The organism is Streptomyces sp. NPDC043685 (assembly GCF_056436585.1).
Window position 1 is genome coordinate 41,496 of record NZ_JBWKCH010000002.1, and the last position, 13,909, is coordinate 55,404.

The window sequence follows — 13,909 nt, forward strand, 5'->3', positions numbered from 1 at the left end:
GGCCCCCGGCCCGGAGGCGCCCCGGCGGCCGATGGGCCGTCCCGGCCGGCGGTCCGACCGCAGGCCACCTGCCGTGTCCCCGCCTTCCGGCTTCAAGATGCCCGCTCGGCCCCCCGCCTTCCCTACGGCCGCAGCCGCACCCCCGCACTCGGTGCTGTCACGGCCGCTCGTCGGCCGGCGCACCCTCCCGCGGCTCGGCGAGCGCTGCCGCGTCCAGGGCGGTGGTGAGTTCGTCGAGGCGGCTGCGCAGGGCTCGGATCTCCTCGGGGGCGAAGCCGGTCGAGACGGCGATCCGGCGCGGGACCTGAAGCGCCCGTCCGCGCAGGGCGATGCCCTCCTCGGTCAGCCGCACCTCCACCGACCGCTCGTCGCGCGCACTGCGCTCCCGGCGCACCAGACCGGCCGCCTCCAGTCGCTTGAGCAGCGGCGACAGCGTGCCGGAGTCGAGCCGCAGGTGCTCGCCGAGCTTCTTGACGGGCAGCTCGTCGTGCTCCCACAGCACCAGCATCACCAGGTACTGCGGGTAGGTGAGCCCGAGGTCCTTGAGGATCTGGCGGTAGACGCCGTTGAAGGCGCGGGAGGCCGCGTGCAGGGAGAAGCAGATCTGCTGGTCCAGGCGGAGCCAGTCGTCGTCGGGCGTGTTCATGCGTCCAGGGTAGCTCGCGCCCGCCATTCAATTGCGCACAACTTAATTGTGTGCTCTAATTCTGGGTGTCGGGCGGCCCGGAAGCGGGCCGCCGATCGTTGACGTGAGAGGGAAGGTTTTCCATGGACGCGCTCTACACCGCTGTCGCCACCGCCACCCACGGCCGTGAGGGCCGGGCCGTCAGCTCCGACGGCGTGCTGGACCTCGCCCTGGGCATGCCCCAGGCGCTGGGCGGCAACGGCCAGGGCACCAACCCCGAGCAGCTCTTCGCCGCCGGTTACGCCGCCTGCTTCGGCAGCGCCCTCGGGCTCGTCGGCCGCCAGGCCAAGGTCGACGTCAGCGACGCCGCCGTGACCGCCGAGGTCTCCATAGGCAAGCAGGGCGAGGGCTTCGGCCTCGCCGTCACCCTCCGCGTGGAGCTCCCCGACAGCGTGGACGAGGCGACCGGCCGCAAGCTCGTCGAGCAGGCCCACCAGGTCTGCCCGTACTCCAACGCCACCCGCGGCAACATCGAGGTCGACCTCGTCATCGAGTAAGCCCCGGGGACACCGGACCTCACCCCCCGACCCGCGCCAGCACCTCCCCCGTCCGTCTGCTCCACGCCACCACCACGGCCTCCTCGGGCACCGGGTGCCAGCGCGTCAGCAGCAGCCAGCGCACGTGATAGCGGCGGACGACGGCGGAGCGCTCGGCGCGGGTCGAACCGGCGGCCAGATAGGCGCGCACGTCGGCCGCCCGGCGCTTGCGCTCCCGCTCGTCCAGGGCGGGGTCGGGCCAGATGGGCGCCGCGAGGTTCGGCCCGTACCCGGCGATCGCGTGACCGGCGAGGTACCCGTCGGTGATCACCACCTCACCGGGCCGGATGTACCGCGCCGCCCAGTCGTACGACGGCCAGCGCGTCGGCTGCGGAAAGCCCACCGGATCGACCGAGCGCGGCACCACCGCACCGGCGTGCACGGTGACGAACCCGACGCACACCCCGGCCGCCGCCGCCCCGCCCAGCACCCGCCGGGCCCGCCGCCAGGGCCGGGGCGCCGCGAGCTCCACCGCCAGGGCGAACTGCAACGGCACCAGCAGGGCCCACAGCGCCCGGGCGTACGTGTAGTGCCCGCTGACCCAGCCGAACGCCACGAGCAGGCACGCCGGCACGAACATCCACACCAGCGGATCACGCGCCGACCGGCGGGCCCGCACCCACAGCGCGGGCAGCCCGAGCAGCGCCAGCCAGGAGTTGGCGAGCATCCTCTCGTACAGCTGCCGGTGCATCGGGTCCATGCCGGTGTCGCCCACCAGCGTCCAGACGTCGTAGTACGGCCAGGTCAGGGCGACCGCCGCGCAGGCCGCCGCGGTCAGCGCCCAGCGGGCCACGACCGGCCGGCACCAGCCGCGCTGCCGGGACGCCACGAGCGCCACCGCCCCGGTCAGCGCCGAGGCCGCCGTGACGGGGTGGGTGAGCAGGATCAGCCCGTACAGCACGCCGATCCCGGCGTAGCCCCACCAGCCGCCCAGCCCGCTCGGGCCGACGAACCGCACGGCGGGGGCGTCGTCCCGCGCGCGCGTGACCGTCCAGGCCCACGCCCAGAACGTCAGTCCGATGGCGAGCGCGGACGGGTAGCCCAGGTTCGTCGTCATCGACATCAGCCCGAGGTAGCCGCTCCACAGGATCCGCGCGGTGCCCCACAGCAGCGTCATGAACAGCAGCGCCCACACCGGCGCCCAGGGACGCGGGGTGAGGGTCCTGACGAAACGGCCGAGCCCCGTCAGCAGCACCAGCAGGTGCACCGGCCCGGCGAGCTTCACGACCTCCCAGCCCGACAGCCCCGTCAGACGCGCCAGCACGCCCTGGGCGACGGCGTACGGGCCGTAGTACGGGCTGCCCTCGCCCGGCAGATCGGCCATGGTGTGCGCCGGGTGCAGCAGATCGGCCTTGAGACGCTCGACGACCGCCGCGTGCTGTCCGGCGTCGCAGCACAGCGGCACCCGCCAGAACGCCAGCGTCATCACCAGCCAGAACAGGGCGCCGTAGAACCGGTACGGGGTGAGCCTCCCGGCACGGCCGCCGCGCAGTGCGCTCGCGCCGCACACGGCCCGCCGGACCAGGGCCGGGGCGCTCGGGGCGCTCACAGGAGGGGGGAAGGGGTCTGGGGCATGCGCCGAATGTTCCCGCCGCCGCGCACGCCCTGACCCCGGGTCACTTCATCGGGTGAGGCCGCTACGCCCACCTGCCGCCCCGTCGCACAGCGCCTGCTGCGCCGCCGCCGGCCAGCGCGCGAAACGGAACCGCGTCCGTTCGGCCGCCCCGGTGAGGTTCCGCCAGAACCGCTCGGCGGTGAGCGGGGCGCGCACCGAGTCCCGCAGCTCGGCGAGTTCGCCGCAGCCCAGCGCGGCCCGGGCCGCCTCCACCGCCTCCCGCGACGTCCCGGCCCGCAGCAGATCGCGCTGAGGCGGATGCTTCACCGCCCACTCCGCGAAGACCCAGTGGTTGCGCAGGAACTTCTCGTGCCCGGGCCAGCTCCACCGCTCCAGCGCCAGATGCGCGCCGACCGGGCTGGCCAGCCCCCAGGCGTCGTTGACGTAGGCGTCCAGCGGCGCCGCCGCACCCGTCACACCGAGGTGACGGCCCACGATCACCACCTGGTACGGGGAGTCCGCGCGCGCCGGCGTGGCGTGCAGCCGCCGTCCGGCGTCGAAGTAGAGCAGCGTCGGCGAGGCGGCGCGCTCGGCCCGCGCCAGCATGGCGCGCCCCTCCGGCAGGGCGGGCCAGTTGGCCACCCAGGTCGCGGTGCGCACCGGGTTGTGGTCGCCGAGGCCCTCCACGTCGGAGCTGCGCACATTGAACGAGCCGGGCGTGCCGCGCACGTCGAACGGGGTGCGCAGCGGACTGACCGCCGCGCACAGCCACACCACCAGCAGCACGCTCGCGGCGCCGGTGAACCGGGTCGCGGGCACGACCAGCACCGGCAGGAGCAGCAGGAGCAGGGCGGGAAGGATCATGCGGGCGTGCATGTAGTCGCCGCCGACCCGGACGACGTACCCGGCCAGCAGCGCTCCCGCCACCGACGGAGCCAGCAGCACCGCGAGCGAGGCCCGGCGCGGGGCCCGGTCCTGCCGCTGCCGCCGGGTCCGGCGCACCAGCAGTGCGGCCAGCGCCCCGAGCACGGGGACGACGGGCCACAGCCAGTACGGCCCGAGCGTCTCCTGCACGTACCCGGCGCCCCGGCTCCAGTCGCTGGCGCTCGCCTCCTTGGCGATGGCGGGCAGCGGCACCAGGATCCCGTAGTAGCCGGCCCGGAACACCTCGTACGCCAGCGGCACCGCCCCCGCCGAGGCCAGGGTCGCCGCCGTGCCGCGCCGGGAGGGACGCAGCACCCACCACTGGGCCGCCAGGAAGCACGCCGTGACCACCGCCAGGTCGGGCCGGACCAGTGGACCCAGCCCGAACACGAAGGCCGCAGCGCACGTCTCCCGGGCCTCCTGGCCGCGCCGGGTCCGGGTCAGCAGCCACCACGACAGGCCGGTCCAGAAGGTGCCGAGGCCGCTCTCCAGACCCGAGGTCATGTACGACCAGAACGGCGGCACGGCCAGCAGCACGAACACGCCCGCCGGGAGCAGTGTCCCCGCGCCCCGGTGCAGCCGGCAGGTGGCGAGCAGGGCGAACGCGAACCCGGCCGTGCTCAGTGCCAGGCCGAGCCCGACCGCGAGGAACGCCGGGTCCTCGCCGGTGACCCAGGTGGTCAGCGCGAGCAGCCACTGCCACAGGGTGCCGGTCGAGCTCTCCGCCCGCTCCCCGACGTTGAACACGGGCCCGTTGCCCGCCAGGATCTGCCGGACCGGGCGCAGGTAGATCAGCCCGTCGTCGCAGATCCAGCGGCGCCGGTAGCCCAGCACGAACAGGGCCGCGGTGGGCACGGCGACCAGGGCGGCGTGCCACCCGGGCACCCACGGCAGCCGCTCGGCGGCGGCGGGCGGCCGGGCCGAGGAGGCCCGCTGGCCCGGCAGGGAGGGGACGGCCTCGGGGGTCGCGGGAGTTCTCATCTCTCGATCAGCGCCTCGGGTCGGGTGCGGACACCCTCGGTCCGGCGGGCCGCGGGCAGCAGCGCGCCGCCCCGCTCGCCCAGCATCAGCAGCCGGACGACCCGTTCGGCGGCCCGCCCGTCCTCGAACTCGCAGTAGCGCTCCCGGAAGCCCGAGCGCAGCCGCGCCGACTCCGCGTCCTGCCAGGTGCCGGACGCGAACAGCCAGGCCAGTTCCCGGTACGAGCGCGACACGTGGCCCGGCGCGTCGGCCGTGATGTCGAAGTAGGCTCCCCGGCTGGCCGCGAAGGCGCCCCAGTCGTCGGCGTGGACCACGATCGGCCGGTCCAGCAGGGCGTAGTCGAACATCAGGGCGGAGTAGTCGGTGACCAGCACGTCGGAGGCGAGCATCACGTCCTCCACGTGCGGCTCGTCGGTCGCGTCCACCAGCACGCCCCGCCGGTGCAGGTCGGACAGGCCGAGGCCCCGGGCCACACCCGCCGCCAGCGACGGGTGCAGCCGGACGACCAGCGTGTGCCCGGGGCCCAGGTCCGCGGCGAAGCGGGCGAGGTCGAACCGGTCGACATGGCCGCCCCGCCGGTAGTCGCGGCGGGTCGGCGCGTACAGCACGACCGTGTCACCGGCCGGGACGCCGAGCCGTTCGCGCGCCTCCCGGACCCGCTCGGGACCCGCCCCGACCAGCGCGTCGTTGCGCGGGCTGCCGGTCCGCAGCGAGGTGAAGTGGCACGGGTAGGCCCGCTCCCAGACGCGCTCCGCGTGCCGCCCCGCGACCAGGCTGTAGTCCCAGCGGTCGGCCCGGCGCAGCATCTGCGGCACGTCGAAGCCGTGCCGGGCGCCCGGCTTGGTCAGCAGGTCGGCGCCCATGAACTTCAGCGGGGTGCCCTGGTGGGTGTGGAGGTGCACGCTGCCGGGCCGCTTGGCCAGGGTGCCGGGCCAGTTGACGTTGTTCACCCAGTACGTGGCCCGCGCCATGACCTCGTGGTAGCGCCGCGAGCCCGGCGTCACATGGTCGATGCCGGGCGGCAGCGCGTCCACCGCGTCCTCCCGGACCACCCACACGCCCCGGATGTGCGGGGCGATCTCCAGGGCCTTGGCGTGGATCGCGGCCGGGTCGCCCGAGACACCCCGGTGGTGGCACGCCGCGTAGACGGCGAGGTGCGGGTCCAGGGGGCGCTTCGACTGGGCCGCGTACCAGCCGCGCGCCGCCGTCTCCGACGCCTTCCTGACCGCCCTCCGCTGCCCGCCCAGGGCGGCCGCGCGCAGCTCCCGCAGCCCGCGCGCCGCCGCGTACGACGCGTACGGCGCCGAGGCCAGCAGCCGCATCTCGACCCCGCGCCAGCCGTCCGGGAGGGGAAAGCCGCCCTCGGGGAGGTGACGGCGGTGGAAGGAGCGGATCTCGCGGTAGAAGTCGCCCCGGTCCGCCGGCCGCACCCGGTCCTCACGGGCCAGCACGAACAGCATGTGGTCCAGCGCCCGCTCCAGCAGCAGCGGCCGCGCCCAGTCCAGGTCGGGGCGCTGCTCCAGGAACGTGAACAACCCCTCGTACTGCGCGAAGATGTCGAAGTGCCGGCGCCCGGGCGTCTTGGTGATCGCGCCCTGCCTGCGCTGCCGGTACTCCACGCCGATCCGGTCCAGACAGGCGATGCGTTCGGCCAGCACCATCGACCGGTAGGTCACCGGCGCGTCCTCGTACAGCCCCGCCGCGTACCGCAGACCGTGCTCCTGGAAGAAGGCCCGCCGGTAGGCCTTGTTCCAGGCGACCAGGAACAGCTTCAGGTACTGCGGGCTCTGACGGATGCCGAAGGTCTCCAGACCGGCCGAGGCCAGCAGGTCCGCCGCCTCGCTGCGCCCGCCGCGGCCCCAGTAGTGGGTGCGCACATGGTCGAAGACCAGGATGTCCGGGTCGCCGGTCACCGCGAGGCGCGCCGCGACGGCGGCCAGCAGACCCGGCGTGTAGTGGTCGTCGCTGTCCAGGAAGAGCACGTAGTCGCCGGCCGCCTCGGCGAGACCGGCGTTGCGGGCGCGGCCCAGGCCCACGTTCTCCGGCAGGTGCAGCACCCGCACGCGGGCGTCACGGGCGGCGTACTCGTCGAGGATGGCGCCGCTGCCGTCCGGCGAGCGGTCGTCCACGGCGATCACCTCGAAGTCGCCGTAGGACTGGCCGAGCACCGAGTCGAGACACTCGCGCAGGAAGCCCTGCACCTTGTAGACGGGGACGATGATGCTGAAGCGGGGCACTTCTTCGGTCAGCTCCTCACGAGGGTGGCGGCGGGGGCCGGGACGCGCTCCGCGAGCGGGACCACGGGCGGGATCGACGCGGGCGGCTCCCCCAGCAGCACCCGGCGCACGACACGCTCGGCCGCGCGCCCGTCGTCGAACTGGCAGAAGCGCTCCCGGAACGCGGCACGCAGGGACGCCGCCGACTCGTCCGCCCAGGAACCGTCGCGGAACACGGCCGCCAGCTCCCCGGGAGTGCGGGCGACCCGGCCGGGCGGCAGTTCCATCAGGTCGAAGTAGACGCCCCGGGTCTCCCGGTAGACGTCCCAGTCGTCGGCGTACACGACGATCGGCCGGTCCAGGTTGGCGTAGTCGAACATGATCGACGAGTAGTCGGTGATCAGCGCGTCCGCGGCCAGGCACACGTCCTCCGACGAGCGGTGCCCGGTGACGTCGATGATCCGGCCGCCGCCCCTGCTCGCCCCCCGGTCGTAGAAGTAGTGGGCGCGCAGCAGCACCACGTAGTCGTCGCCGATCGCCTCGCAGAACTCCGCCAGGTCCAGCCCCGTCTCGAAGCCGGTGGCGTAGTCGCGGTGCGTGGGCGCGTAGAGCAGGGCCTTCTTGCCGTGCGGGACGCCCAGTTCCTCCCGGACGCGGAGGACGTCCTCGGTGGACGCCGTGCAGTAGACGTCGTTGCGCGGATAGCCGTACTCGAGGGTCTCGTGGGCGCTCGGGAACGCGCGCTCCCACATCTCTGTGGAGTGCCGGTTGGAGGTGAGGTTGTAGTCCCAGCGGTCCACCCGGGCCAGCAGCCTGGCGAAGCTGCCGGTCGCCGCGGCCACCACCGGGTACGTCGCCTGGTCGGCGCCCATCGTCTTCAGCGGTGTGCCGTGCTGGGTCTGCAGGTGCACGCTGCCGGGGCGCTTGACCACGGCGTCCGCGAAGTTGGCGTTGTTGACGAGGTACTTGGCGCGGGCCAGCACCTCCCAGTACTCCCGGCTGCCGATCACCGCGTACTCCACGTCCGGCGGCACACTGCCCACCGCGTCCGGCTCCACCAGGAACACCGCGCGCAGGTGCGGCGCCAGCTCACGGGCCTTGGCGTGGATGGCGGCGGGGTTGCAGGCGTAACCGCGGCCCCAGTACGCGCAGTACACGACGAGGTTCTCGTCGAGCGGGCGGCGCAGAGCCGCCGCGTAGCGCAGCCGGGTGCGCAGCCCCCGGGGGCGGGGGAGCAGGGCGGCGGCCCGCGACGCCGTCCGGTTGCCGGTCCGCAGGGCGCGGAAGGCCGCGTACGACCCGGAGGCCAGCAGCCGGTGCTGGACGCCGAGGCTGCCGCCCGGCGCCCGGTGGCCGGCGGGGCGGTACTGCCGGTACAGCGCGCTCGCCCGCCGGAAGAACGCCCGTCGCCCGGAGGTCAGCCGCCGCGGATGGGCGGCCGTCTTCAGCACGGCGGCGAAGAGCTGCTCGAACAGCGGCACCAGCCGGTCGCCCGGCAAGTCCTGCTCCACGGCCCGTGTCAACACCAGCTCGGTCTGGTCGAGCAGCTCGGCGTGGTGCTCGCCGGGGAGGTTCAGGAGGTTGCCCTGCCGGCGCAGCAGATGCCGGACGACGACCGTGCGCAGGGCCGCCACCCGCTCCGCCCGCAGGGTGACCAGACCGCCGAACCCGACGTCGGTGAAGTGGTCCCCCGGGAAGGTGATGTCCTGCTCGGTGAGGAAGGCCCGGCGGTGCAGCGCGCTCCACGCCGGCAGTGCCACACCCGTCAGCTTCGGGAACCGGCCGGGGGAGAAGGCCCCGTCCGGCGCTTTGGCCAGCAGGGGCGCTGCCGGGTTGGTCGGCTCGCCCTCCCACCAGGGGGCGCGCTCGTGCTCGAAGTACAGGACGTCGACCTCGCCCACCGCGCTCAGCCGGGCGTCCAGCGCCGCCAGCGCCCCCGGGGCCAGGACGTCGTCGCCGTCGAGGAACAGCACATGGCCGCCGACCGCCGCCCGCAGCCCGGTGGTGCGCGCCCCGGCCAGACCGGCCGACGGCGGCGAGTGCACCGGCGTCACCCGCGAGTCCCGCTCGGTGTACCCGGCGACGACGTCCGCCGCCGGCGCGTCGGGTGCGTCGCAGACCGGGATCAGCTCGAAGTCGCCGAAGGACTGGGCGAGGACCGAGTCCAGCGCCAGGGACAGCCGTCCCACGACCCCGTGGGACGGAACGACGATGCTGAAGCGGGGCATTCTGCTCTTTCTGTCAGGAGGCGGATCTGCCGGAGTCGGAAGTCCTCAGGCGGAGCGCGGGCGTCCGGGCCGCCCGGACGGACGGCAGGAGGGCGGTCGGCAGGAGGGCGGCCTGCTGGGTCTCGGCCGCGACGGGCTGGAGGGCATGCGGACTCCCCGGGGTGAGACGTGGTCAGAGGCTGTCGGCGACCGCGTGCGGCCCGGCCGGCAACGGCACCGTGGTGAGCGGCTCACGCGTCAGCGAGGCCGCCGCCGAGGGCACCGGCCGGCGCTCGCCGAGCGGCACGACCGGCGGTAGCTCCGACTCCCCGAGCACGACCCGGCGCACCACCCGCTCGGCGGCCCGGCCGTCGTCGTAGGCGCAGAACCGCTCGCGGAACGCCGCGCGCAACTGGGCCGAACGGGAGCCGCGCCAGTGGCCGGTGGCGAAGATGTCGATCAGCTCGTCCTCCCCGCGAGCGACCGCACCCGGCGGGAAGTCCCGCAGGTCGAAATAGGTGCCCCGGGCCGCGTCGTACGCCTCCCAGTCGTCGGCGTGGATCACGATCGGCCGGTCCAGGTTGGCGTAGTCGAACATCAGCGACGAGTAGTCCGTGACCAGGGCGTCCGACGCCAGGCAGAGCGACTGGACGCTCGGGTGGCCGGAGACGTCGACGACCCGGCCGCAGGTGGTGGTCAGCGGGGCGTCGTAGGCGTGGTGGGCGCGGGCCAGGACGACGAAACGCGGGCCGAGGCGCCGCACGATCCGCTGGAGGTCCAGGGCGTGGCGCTGGGAGCGGCGGTAGTCGCGGTGGGTCGGCGCGTACAGGATCGCCACGGCGCCCCGCGGGATGCCGAGCGAATCGCGCAGCCGGGCCACGTCCGCCTCGGTCGCCGTGCGGAACACGTCGTTGCGGGGGTAGCCGTACTCCAGCATGGTGTAGCGGCCTGGGTGGACCCGTTCGTGGGTCAGGGTGGTGTGGCGGTTGGCGGACAGCACGTAGTCCCACCGGTCGACGTCCTTCAGCAGCCGGGCGAAGTCCCGCCCCCGGGCCGCCGCGGGGCGCTCCTGGAGGTCGAGGCCGATGTGGCCCAGCGGGGTGCCGTGCCCGGTCTGGATCAGGACCTGGCCCCGGCGCTTGGCCAGACGGTCGTCGAAGCCGGTGTTGCTGACCAGGTACCGGGAGCGGGCGAGCGCCGTCCAGTAGCCGGCCGACCCGGGGACGAGGCGGCGCGGGCCGGGCGGGATGGTGTGGTGGTGCTCGGGGCGGGCGACCCAGGAGGTGCGGATGTGCGGCGCGAGATCGCGGAACGCGGCCTCCAGCGCGCCCGGGTTGCAGCCGTGGCCGCGCCCGTCGTAGGCGGCGAAGACAGCGCGGTCGGCGCGCAGCGGCAGACACCGCTGGAGGCGGTAGTGGGTCCTCAGGGCGGCCGACCGGAGCCCTCGCAGCAGCTTCCCGGCGGTCCTGGCGGCGGCGCGGTGCAGGGCCGACGCCAGCTGGAGGATGCGGTAGGTGCGGTGCAGGCCGAAGCGGATCAGGACGTGGTGGATCCGGCAGCGCAGGGGGACGGTGACGCCGGGGGTGCGGTAGCGGCGGTAGTGGGCGCGGGCCCGGCGCAGGAAGTCCGCGCGCGAGCCCCGGGGGAGCCGGTCCCGCCGGGAGTACACGATGGCCAGGTGGTGCACCATGCGGCGGAACAGCACCGGCCGCCACTGGGCCAGCGCGGGGCGCTCGTCGAGGTAGGCGAAGACCCGGTCGTACTGCTCGAAGACGTCGAAGTGCCGCTCGCTGGTGGTGCGCAGGATGCTGCCCTGGCGCCGTTGCCGGTAGTACACACAGACCCGGTCGAGGGTCGCGATCGACTCGGCGGTCATCAGCACCGGGTACGTCCACGGTGTGTCCTCGTAGACGCCGGGCGGGAAGGCGAACTGCTCCCGCTCGACGAACTCCCGCCGGTAGGCCTTGTTCCAGGCGACCATCAGCAGGCGCAGCAGCCCCGGCCGGTCCTCCAGGCGGAACGGCGCCGGGCCCCGCTCGGTGAGCTGGCGGGCCGCCTGGTTGCGGATCGCCTCCCCCGTCCAGTAGGTGCGGGCGTAGTCGAAGACCAGCACGTCCGGCTCGCCGGTCTCCTTCAGCCGGTCGGCGATCGAGCGCAGCGCGTCGGGCGTGAGCGTGTCGTCGCCGTCGAGGAACAGCAGGTAGTCACCGCTCGCGTGCGCCGCCCCGGCGTTTCTCGCGCGGCCCAGCCCGACGTTCTCCGGCAGATGGACGGGGCGTACGCGCGTGTCACGGGCGGCGAACTCGTCGATGATCGCGCCGCACGCGTCCGGGGAGCAGTCGTCGACGACGATCAGTTCCAGATCGGGGCAGGACTGGGAGAGCACCGACTCCAGGCACTCGTGCAGGTACGCCTGAACCTGGTACGCGGGGACAATGACACTGAACCTGGGCAAGAGGCCATCCATCGGTCGGCGCGGGCGTTCGGCCCGGGAACGGCCGGTAGGCCGACTTGGTTACGCCGACTACGGCATCCGGGGGAACGCGGAAGGGGCGGCCCGCCCCCGGCCCGCCCCTTCAACTTGCTTGCGCCGACCCCTACTTGACCGCGCCCGCCATCACGCCGGACACGAACTGCCGCTGGAACGCGAAGAAGACGGCCAGCGGGACCACCATCGAGATGAACGCGCCGGGTGCCAGCACGTCGATGTTGTTGCCGAACTGCCGTACCTGCGTCTGCAGTGCGACCGTGATCGGCTGGCTCCCGGAGTCCGAGAAGATCAGCGCGACCAGCATGTCGTTCCACACCCACAGGAACTGGAAGATGCCGAGCGCGGCGATCGCCGGACCGCCGAGGGGCATCACGACACGGAAGAACAGGCGCAGTTCACCCGCCCCGTCGAGCCGCGCGGCCTCCAGCAGCTCCCGGGGGATCTCCGCGAAGAAGTTCCGCAGCAGGAACACCGCGAACGGCAGACCGAAACCGACGTGGAAGAGCACCACGCCGAGCACCGAGCCGAAGATGCCGATCTTGCCGAAGAGTTCGGCGATCGGGATCAGCGCGACCTGCACGGGCACGACCAACAGGCCGACCACACCGAGGAACCACCAGTCCCGGCCCGGGAACTCCATCCAGGCGAAGGCGTAACCGGCGAGCGAGCCGATGATCACCACCAGCAGGGTCGCCGGCACGGTGATCCACACCGTGTTCAGCAGGGAGCTGGTGATGTCCTCGTTCTCCAGCAGCTTCGCGTAGCTGTCGAAGGTGATCTGCGAGGGCTCGGTGAACACCTTCCACCAGCCGCTGGCCGAGATGTCCTCCGGCGCGCGGAGGCTGGACAGCAGCAGCCCGATCGTCGGCACCAGCCAGAACAGCCCGACGACGATGAGGAACACCCGCAGCACCCCGCCGCTGACGGCCTCGGCGAGTCGCGATCCCAGCGACTGTCCGGCCTTCATCGCCGCACCTCCCGCCGCAGCCTGCGTACGTTGAACCACATCACCGGGATCACGAGCAGCAGCAGGAACACCGAGATGGCGCTGGCGATGCCCGGCTGGTCCTCGGAGAACCCCTTGCGGTACAGCTCCAGGGCGAGGACGTTCGCGTCGTCCTGGGAGGATCCCGGAGCGATGATGAAGACCAGGTCGAAGATCTTCAGCACGTTGATCATCAGGGTGACGGCGACGACCGCGAGGACCGGCGCCAGCAGCGGCACCGTGACACGTCTGAACACCTGCCACTCGCTCGCGCCGTCGACCCGGGCCGCCTCCAGCAGCTCCCGGGGCACGCTCGCGAGCCCGGCCGCGATCAGCACCATCGCGAAACCCGCCCACATCCAGATGTACGAGCCGATGATGGCCGGGGTGACCAGGGACGGGCCGAGCCAGTCCAGGCCGGCGTAGGGCTCCTTGAAGTTGCTCGCCGGGAGCCGGAGTTGTGCGCCGTCGGCCGAGGCGGGCAGGGTGAAGGTGCCGTCGCCTGCGGCCGTCGCCGACGCCACCACCCTGCCGTCCTTCACGGCCTCGACCCTCATGCCGGCGTAGCCCAGTTCGGAGGCGTCGACGCTGTTGAGCCTGCCGACGCCCTTGCCGCGGGTGAAGTCCTGCCAGGTCGTGCCCGTGACCTTGCCCGGTTCGGGCTTCGGTGCCGCCGCGGCCTTCGCGCCGTCGGGCATCAGATCGGGCGCCACACCCACCAGGGGCAGCGAGACGGCCTCGCCCGTGCGGACGGGCGAGGTGGTGATGAACGCGCCCCCGCCGGCCGGCTTCAGCGGCGAGTCCCGGCCCGGGTGGGCCTTCGGGAACGCCGACGCCTGGGCGAACGTGTCGTGCACGCCCACCCACACCGCGTTCGCAAAACCCTTGTCCGGGTCCTGGTCGTACACCAGGCGGAAGATGATGCCCGCCGCCAGCATCGAGATCGCCATCGGCATGAAGACGACCAGCTTGAACGCCGTGCCCCAGCGCACCCGTTCGGTCAGCACCGCGAAGATCAGGCCGAGCACCGTCGCGACGGTCGGCGCGAACACCACCCAGATGATGTTGTTCTTCAGCGCGGTGCGGATGCCCTCGTCGGTGAAGAGGGCCTTGTAGTTGTCTATTCCGGCAAAGCCGTCACCGGACTGGTCGTAGAAACTGCGTACGACCGAGTACCCGATCGGGTACACCACGAGCGCGCCGAGCAGGACGAGCGCGGGCAGCAGGAACAGCGCCGCGACGATCCTGCGGGTGCCGGTCACACTCTTGCGCGACTTGGGAGCGGCAGGGGGCGCGGTGCCCCCTGCCGCCGGAACCGGCGTCATGACG

The 13,909-nt window shown here is 73.3% G+C and carries 9 protein-coding genes; 1 reads left to right on the forward strand and 8 read right to left on the reverse strand.

What is annotated here, in order from left to right; translation table 11 throughout:
* Positions 1–157: 157 nt before the first annotated feature.
* Entirely contained in the window at positions 158–673 is a 516-nt protein-coding gene (locus AC0665_RS04930; RefSeq protein ID WP_468633220.1) for a MarR family winged helix-turn-helix transcriptional regulator, read from the reverse strand.
* Between the two features lie 95 nt (positions 674–768).
* Between AC0665_RS04930 and AC0665_RS04935 the strand changes: the two genes are divergently transcribed.
* Entirely contained in the window at positions 769–1,182 is a 414-nt protein-coding gene (locus AC0665_RS04935) for an organic hydroperoxide resistance protein (protein ID WP_010039835.1), read from the forward strand.
* A gap of 19 nt (positions 1,183–1,201) precedes the next feature.
* Here AC0665_RS04935 and AC0665_RS04940 read toward each other — a convergent pair whose 3' ends face one another.
* The 7 genes from AC0665_RS04940 to AC0665_RS04970 all read right to left on the reverse strand — a co-directional run bounded on the left by AC0665_RS04940 (position 1,202) and on the right by AC0665_RS04970 (position 13,905).
* Complete coding sequence (locus AC0665_RS04940) at positions 1,202–2,545, reverse strand: hypothetical protein (RefSeq protein WP_478602781.1); 1,344 nt, start codon at positions 2,543–2,545, stop codon at positions 1,202–1,204.
* Positions 2,546–2,842: 297 nt separating this feature from the next.
* A complete protein-coding gene (locus AC0665_RS04945) occupies positions 2,843–4,681 on the reverse strand; it encodes an arabinofuranosyltransferase AftB family protein (protein ID WP_478704440.1) in 1,839 nt (612 codons plus the stop codon).
* Positions 4,678–6,918, reverse strand: a complete 2,241-nt coding sequence (locus AC0665_RS04950) for a bifunctional glycosyltransferase/CDP-glycerol:glycerophosphate glycerophosphotransferase (protein ID WP_478704441.1) — start codon at positions 6,916–6,918, stop codon at positions 4,678–4,680. Before AC0665_RS04950 ends, AC0665_RS04945 begins: the two co-directional genes overlap by 4 nt.
* An 8-nt stretch (positions 6,919–6,926) precedes the next feature.
* Positions 6,927–9,125 (reverse strand): bifunctional glycosyltransferase/CDP-glycerol:glycerophosphate glycerophosphotransferase, encoded by a 2,199-nt coding sequence (locus AC0665_RS04955; protein WP_478704442.1) that lies wholly within the window; start codon positions 9,123–9,125, stop codon positions 6,927–6,929.
* A gap of 172 nt (positions 9,126–9,297) precedes the next feature.
* Positions 9,298–11,559: a bifunctional glycosyltransferase/CDP-glycerol:glycerophosphate glycerophosphotransferase gene (locus AC0665_RS04960; RefSeq protein ID WP_478704443.1), complete on the reverse strand. Its 2,262-nt coding sequence runs from the start codon at positions 11,557–11,559 to the stop codon at positions 9,298–9,300.
* Between the two features lie 142 nt (positions 11,560–11,701).
* Positions 11,702–12,562 carry a carbohydrate ABC transporter permease gene (locus AC0665_RS04965; protein ID WP_468409705.1) on the reverse strand — a complete coding sequence of 287 codons (861 nt, stop codon included), beginning with the start codon at positions 12,560–12,562 and terminating at the stop codon, positions 11,702–11,704.
* Positions 12,559–13,905, reverse strand: a complete 1,347-nt coding sequence (locus AC0665_RS04970) for a carbohydrate ABC transporter permease (RefSeq protein ID WP_468633230.1) — start codon at positions 13,903–13,905, stop codon at positions 12,559–12,561. Before AC0665_RS04970 ends, AC0665_RS04965 begins: the two co-directional genes overlap by 4 nt.
* Positions 13,906–13,909 lie beyond the last annotated feature (4 nt).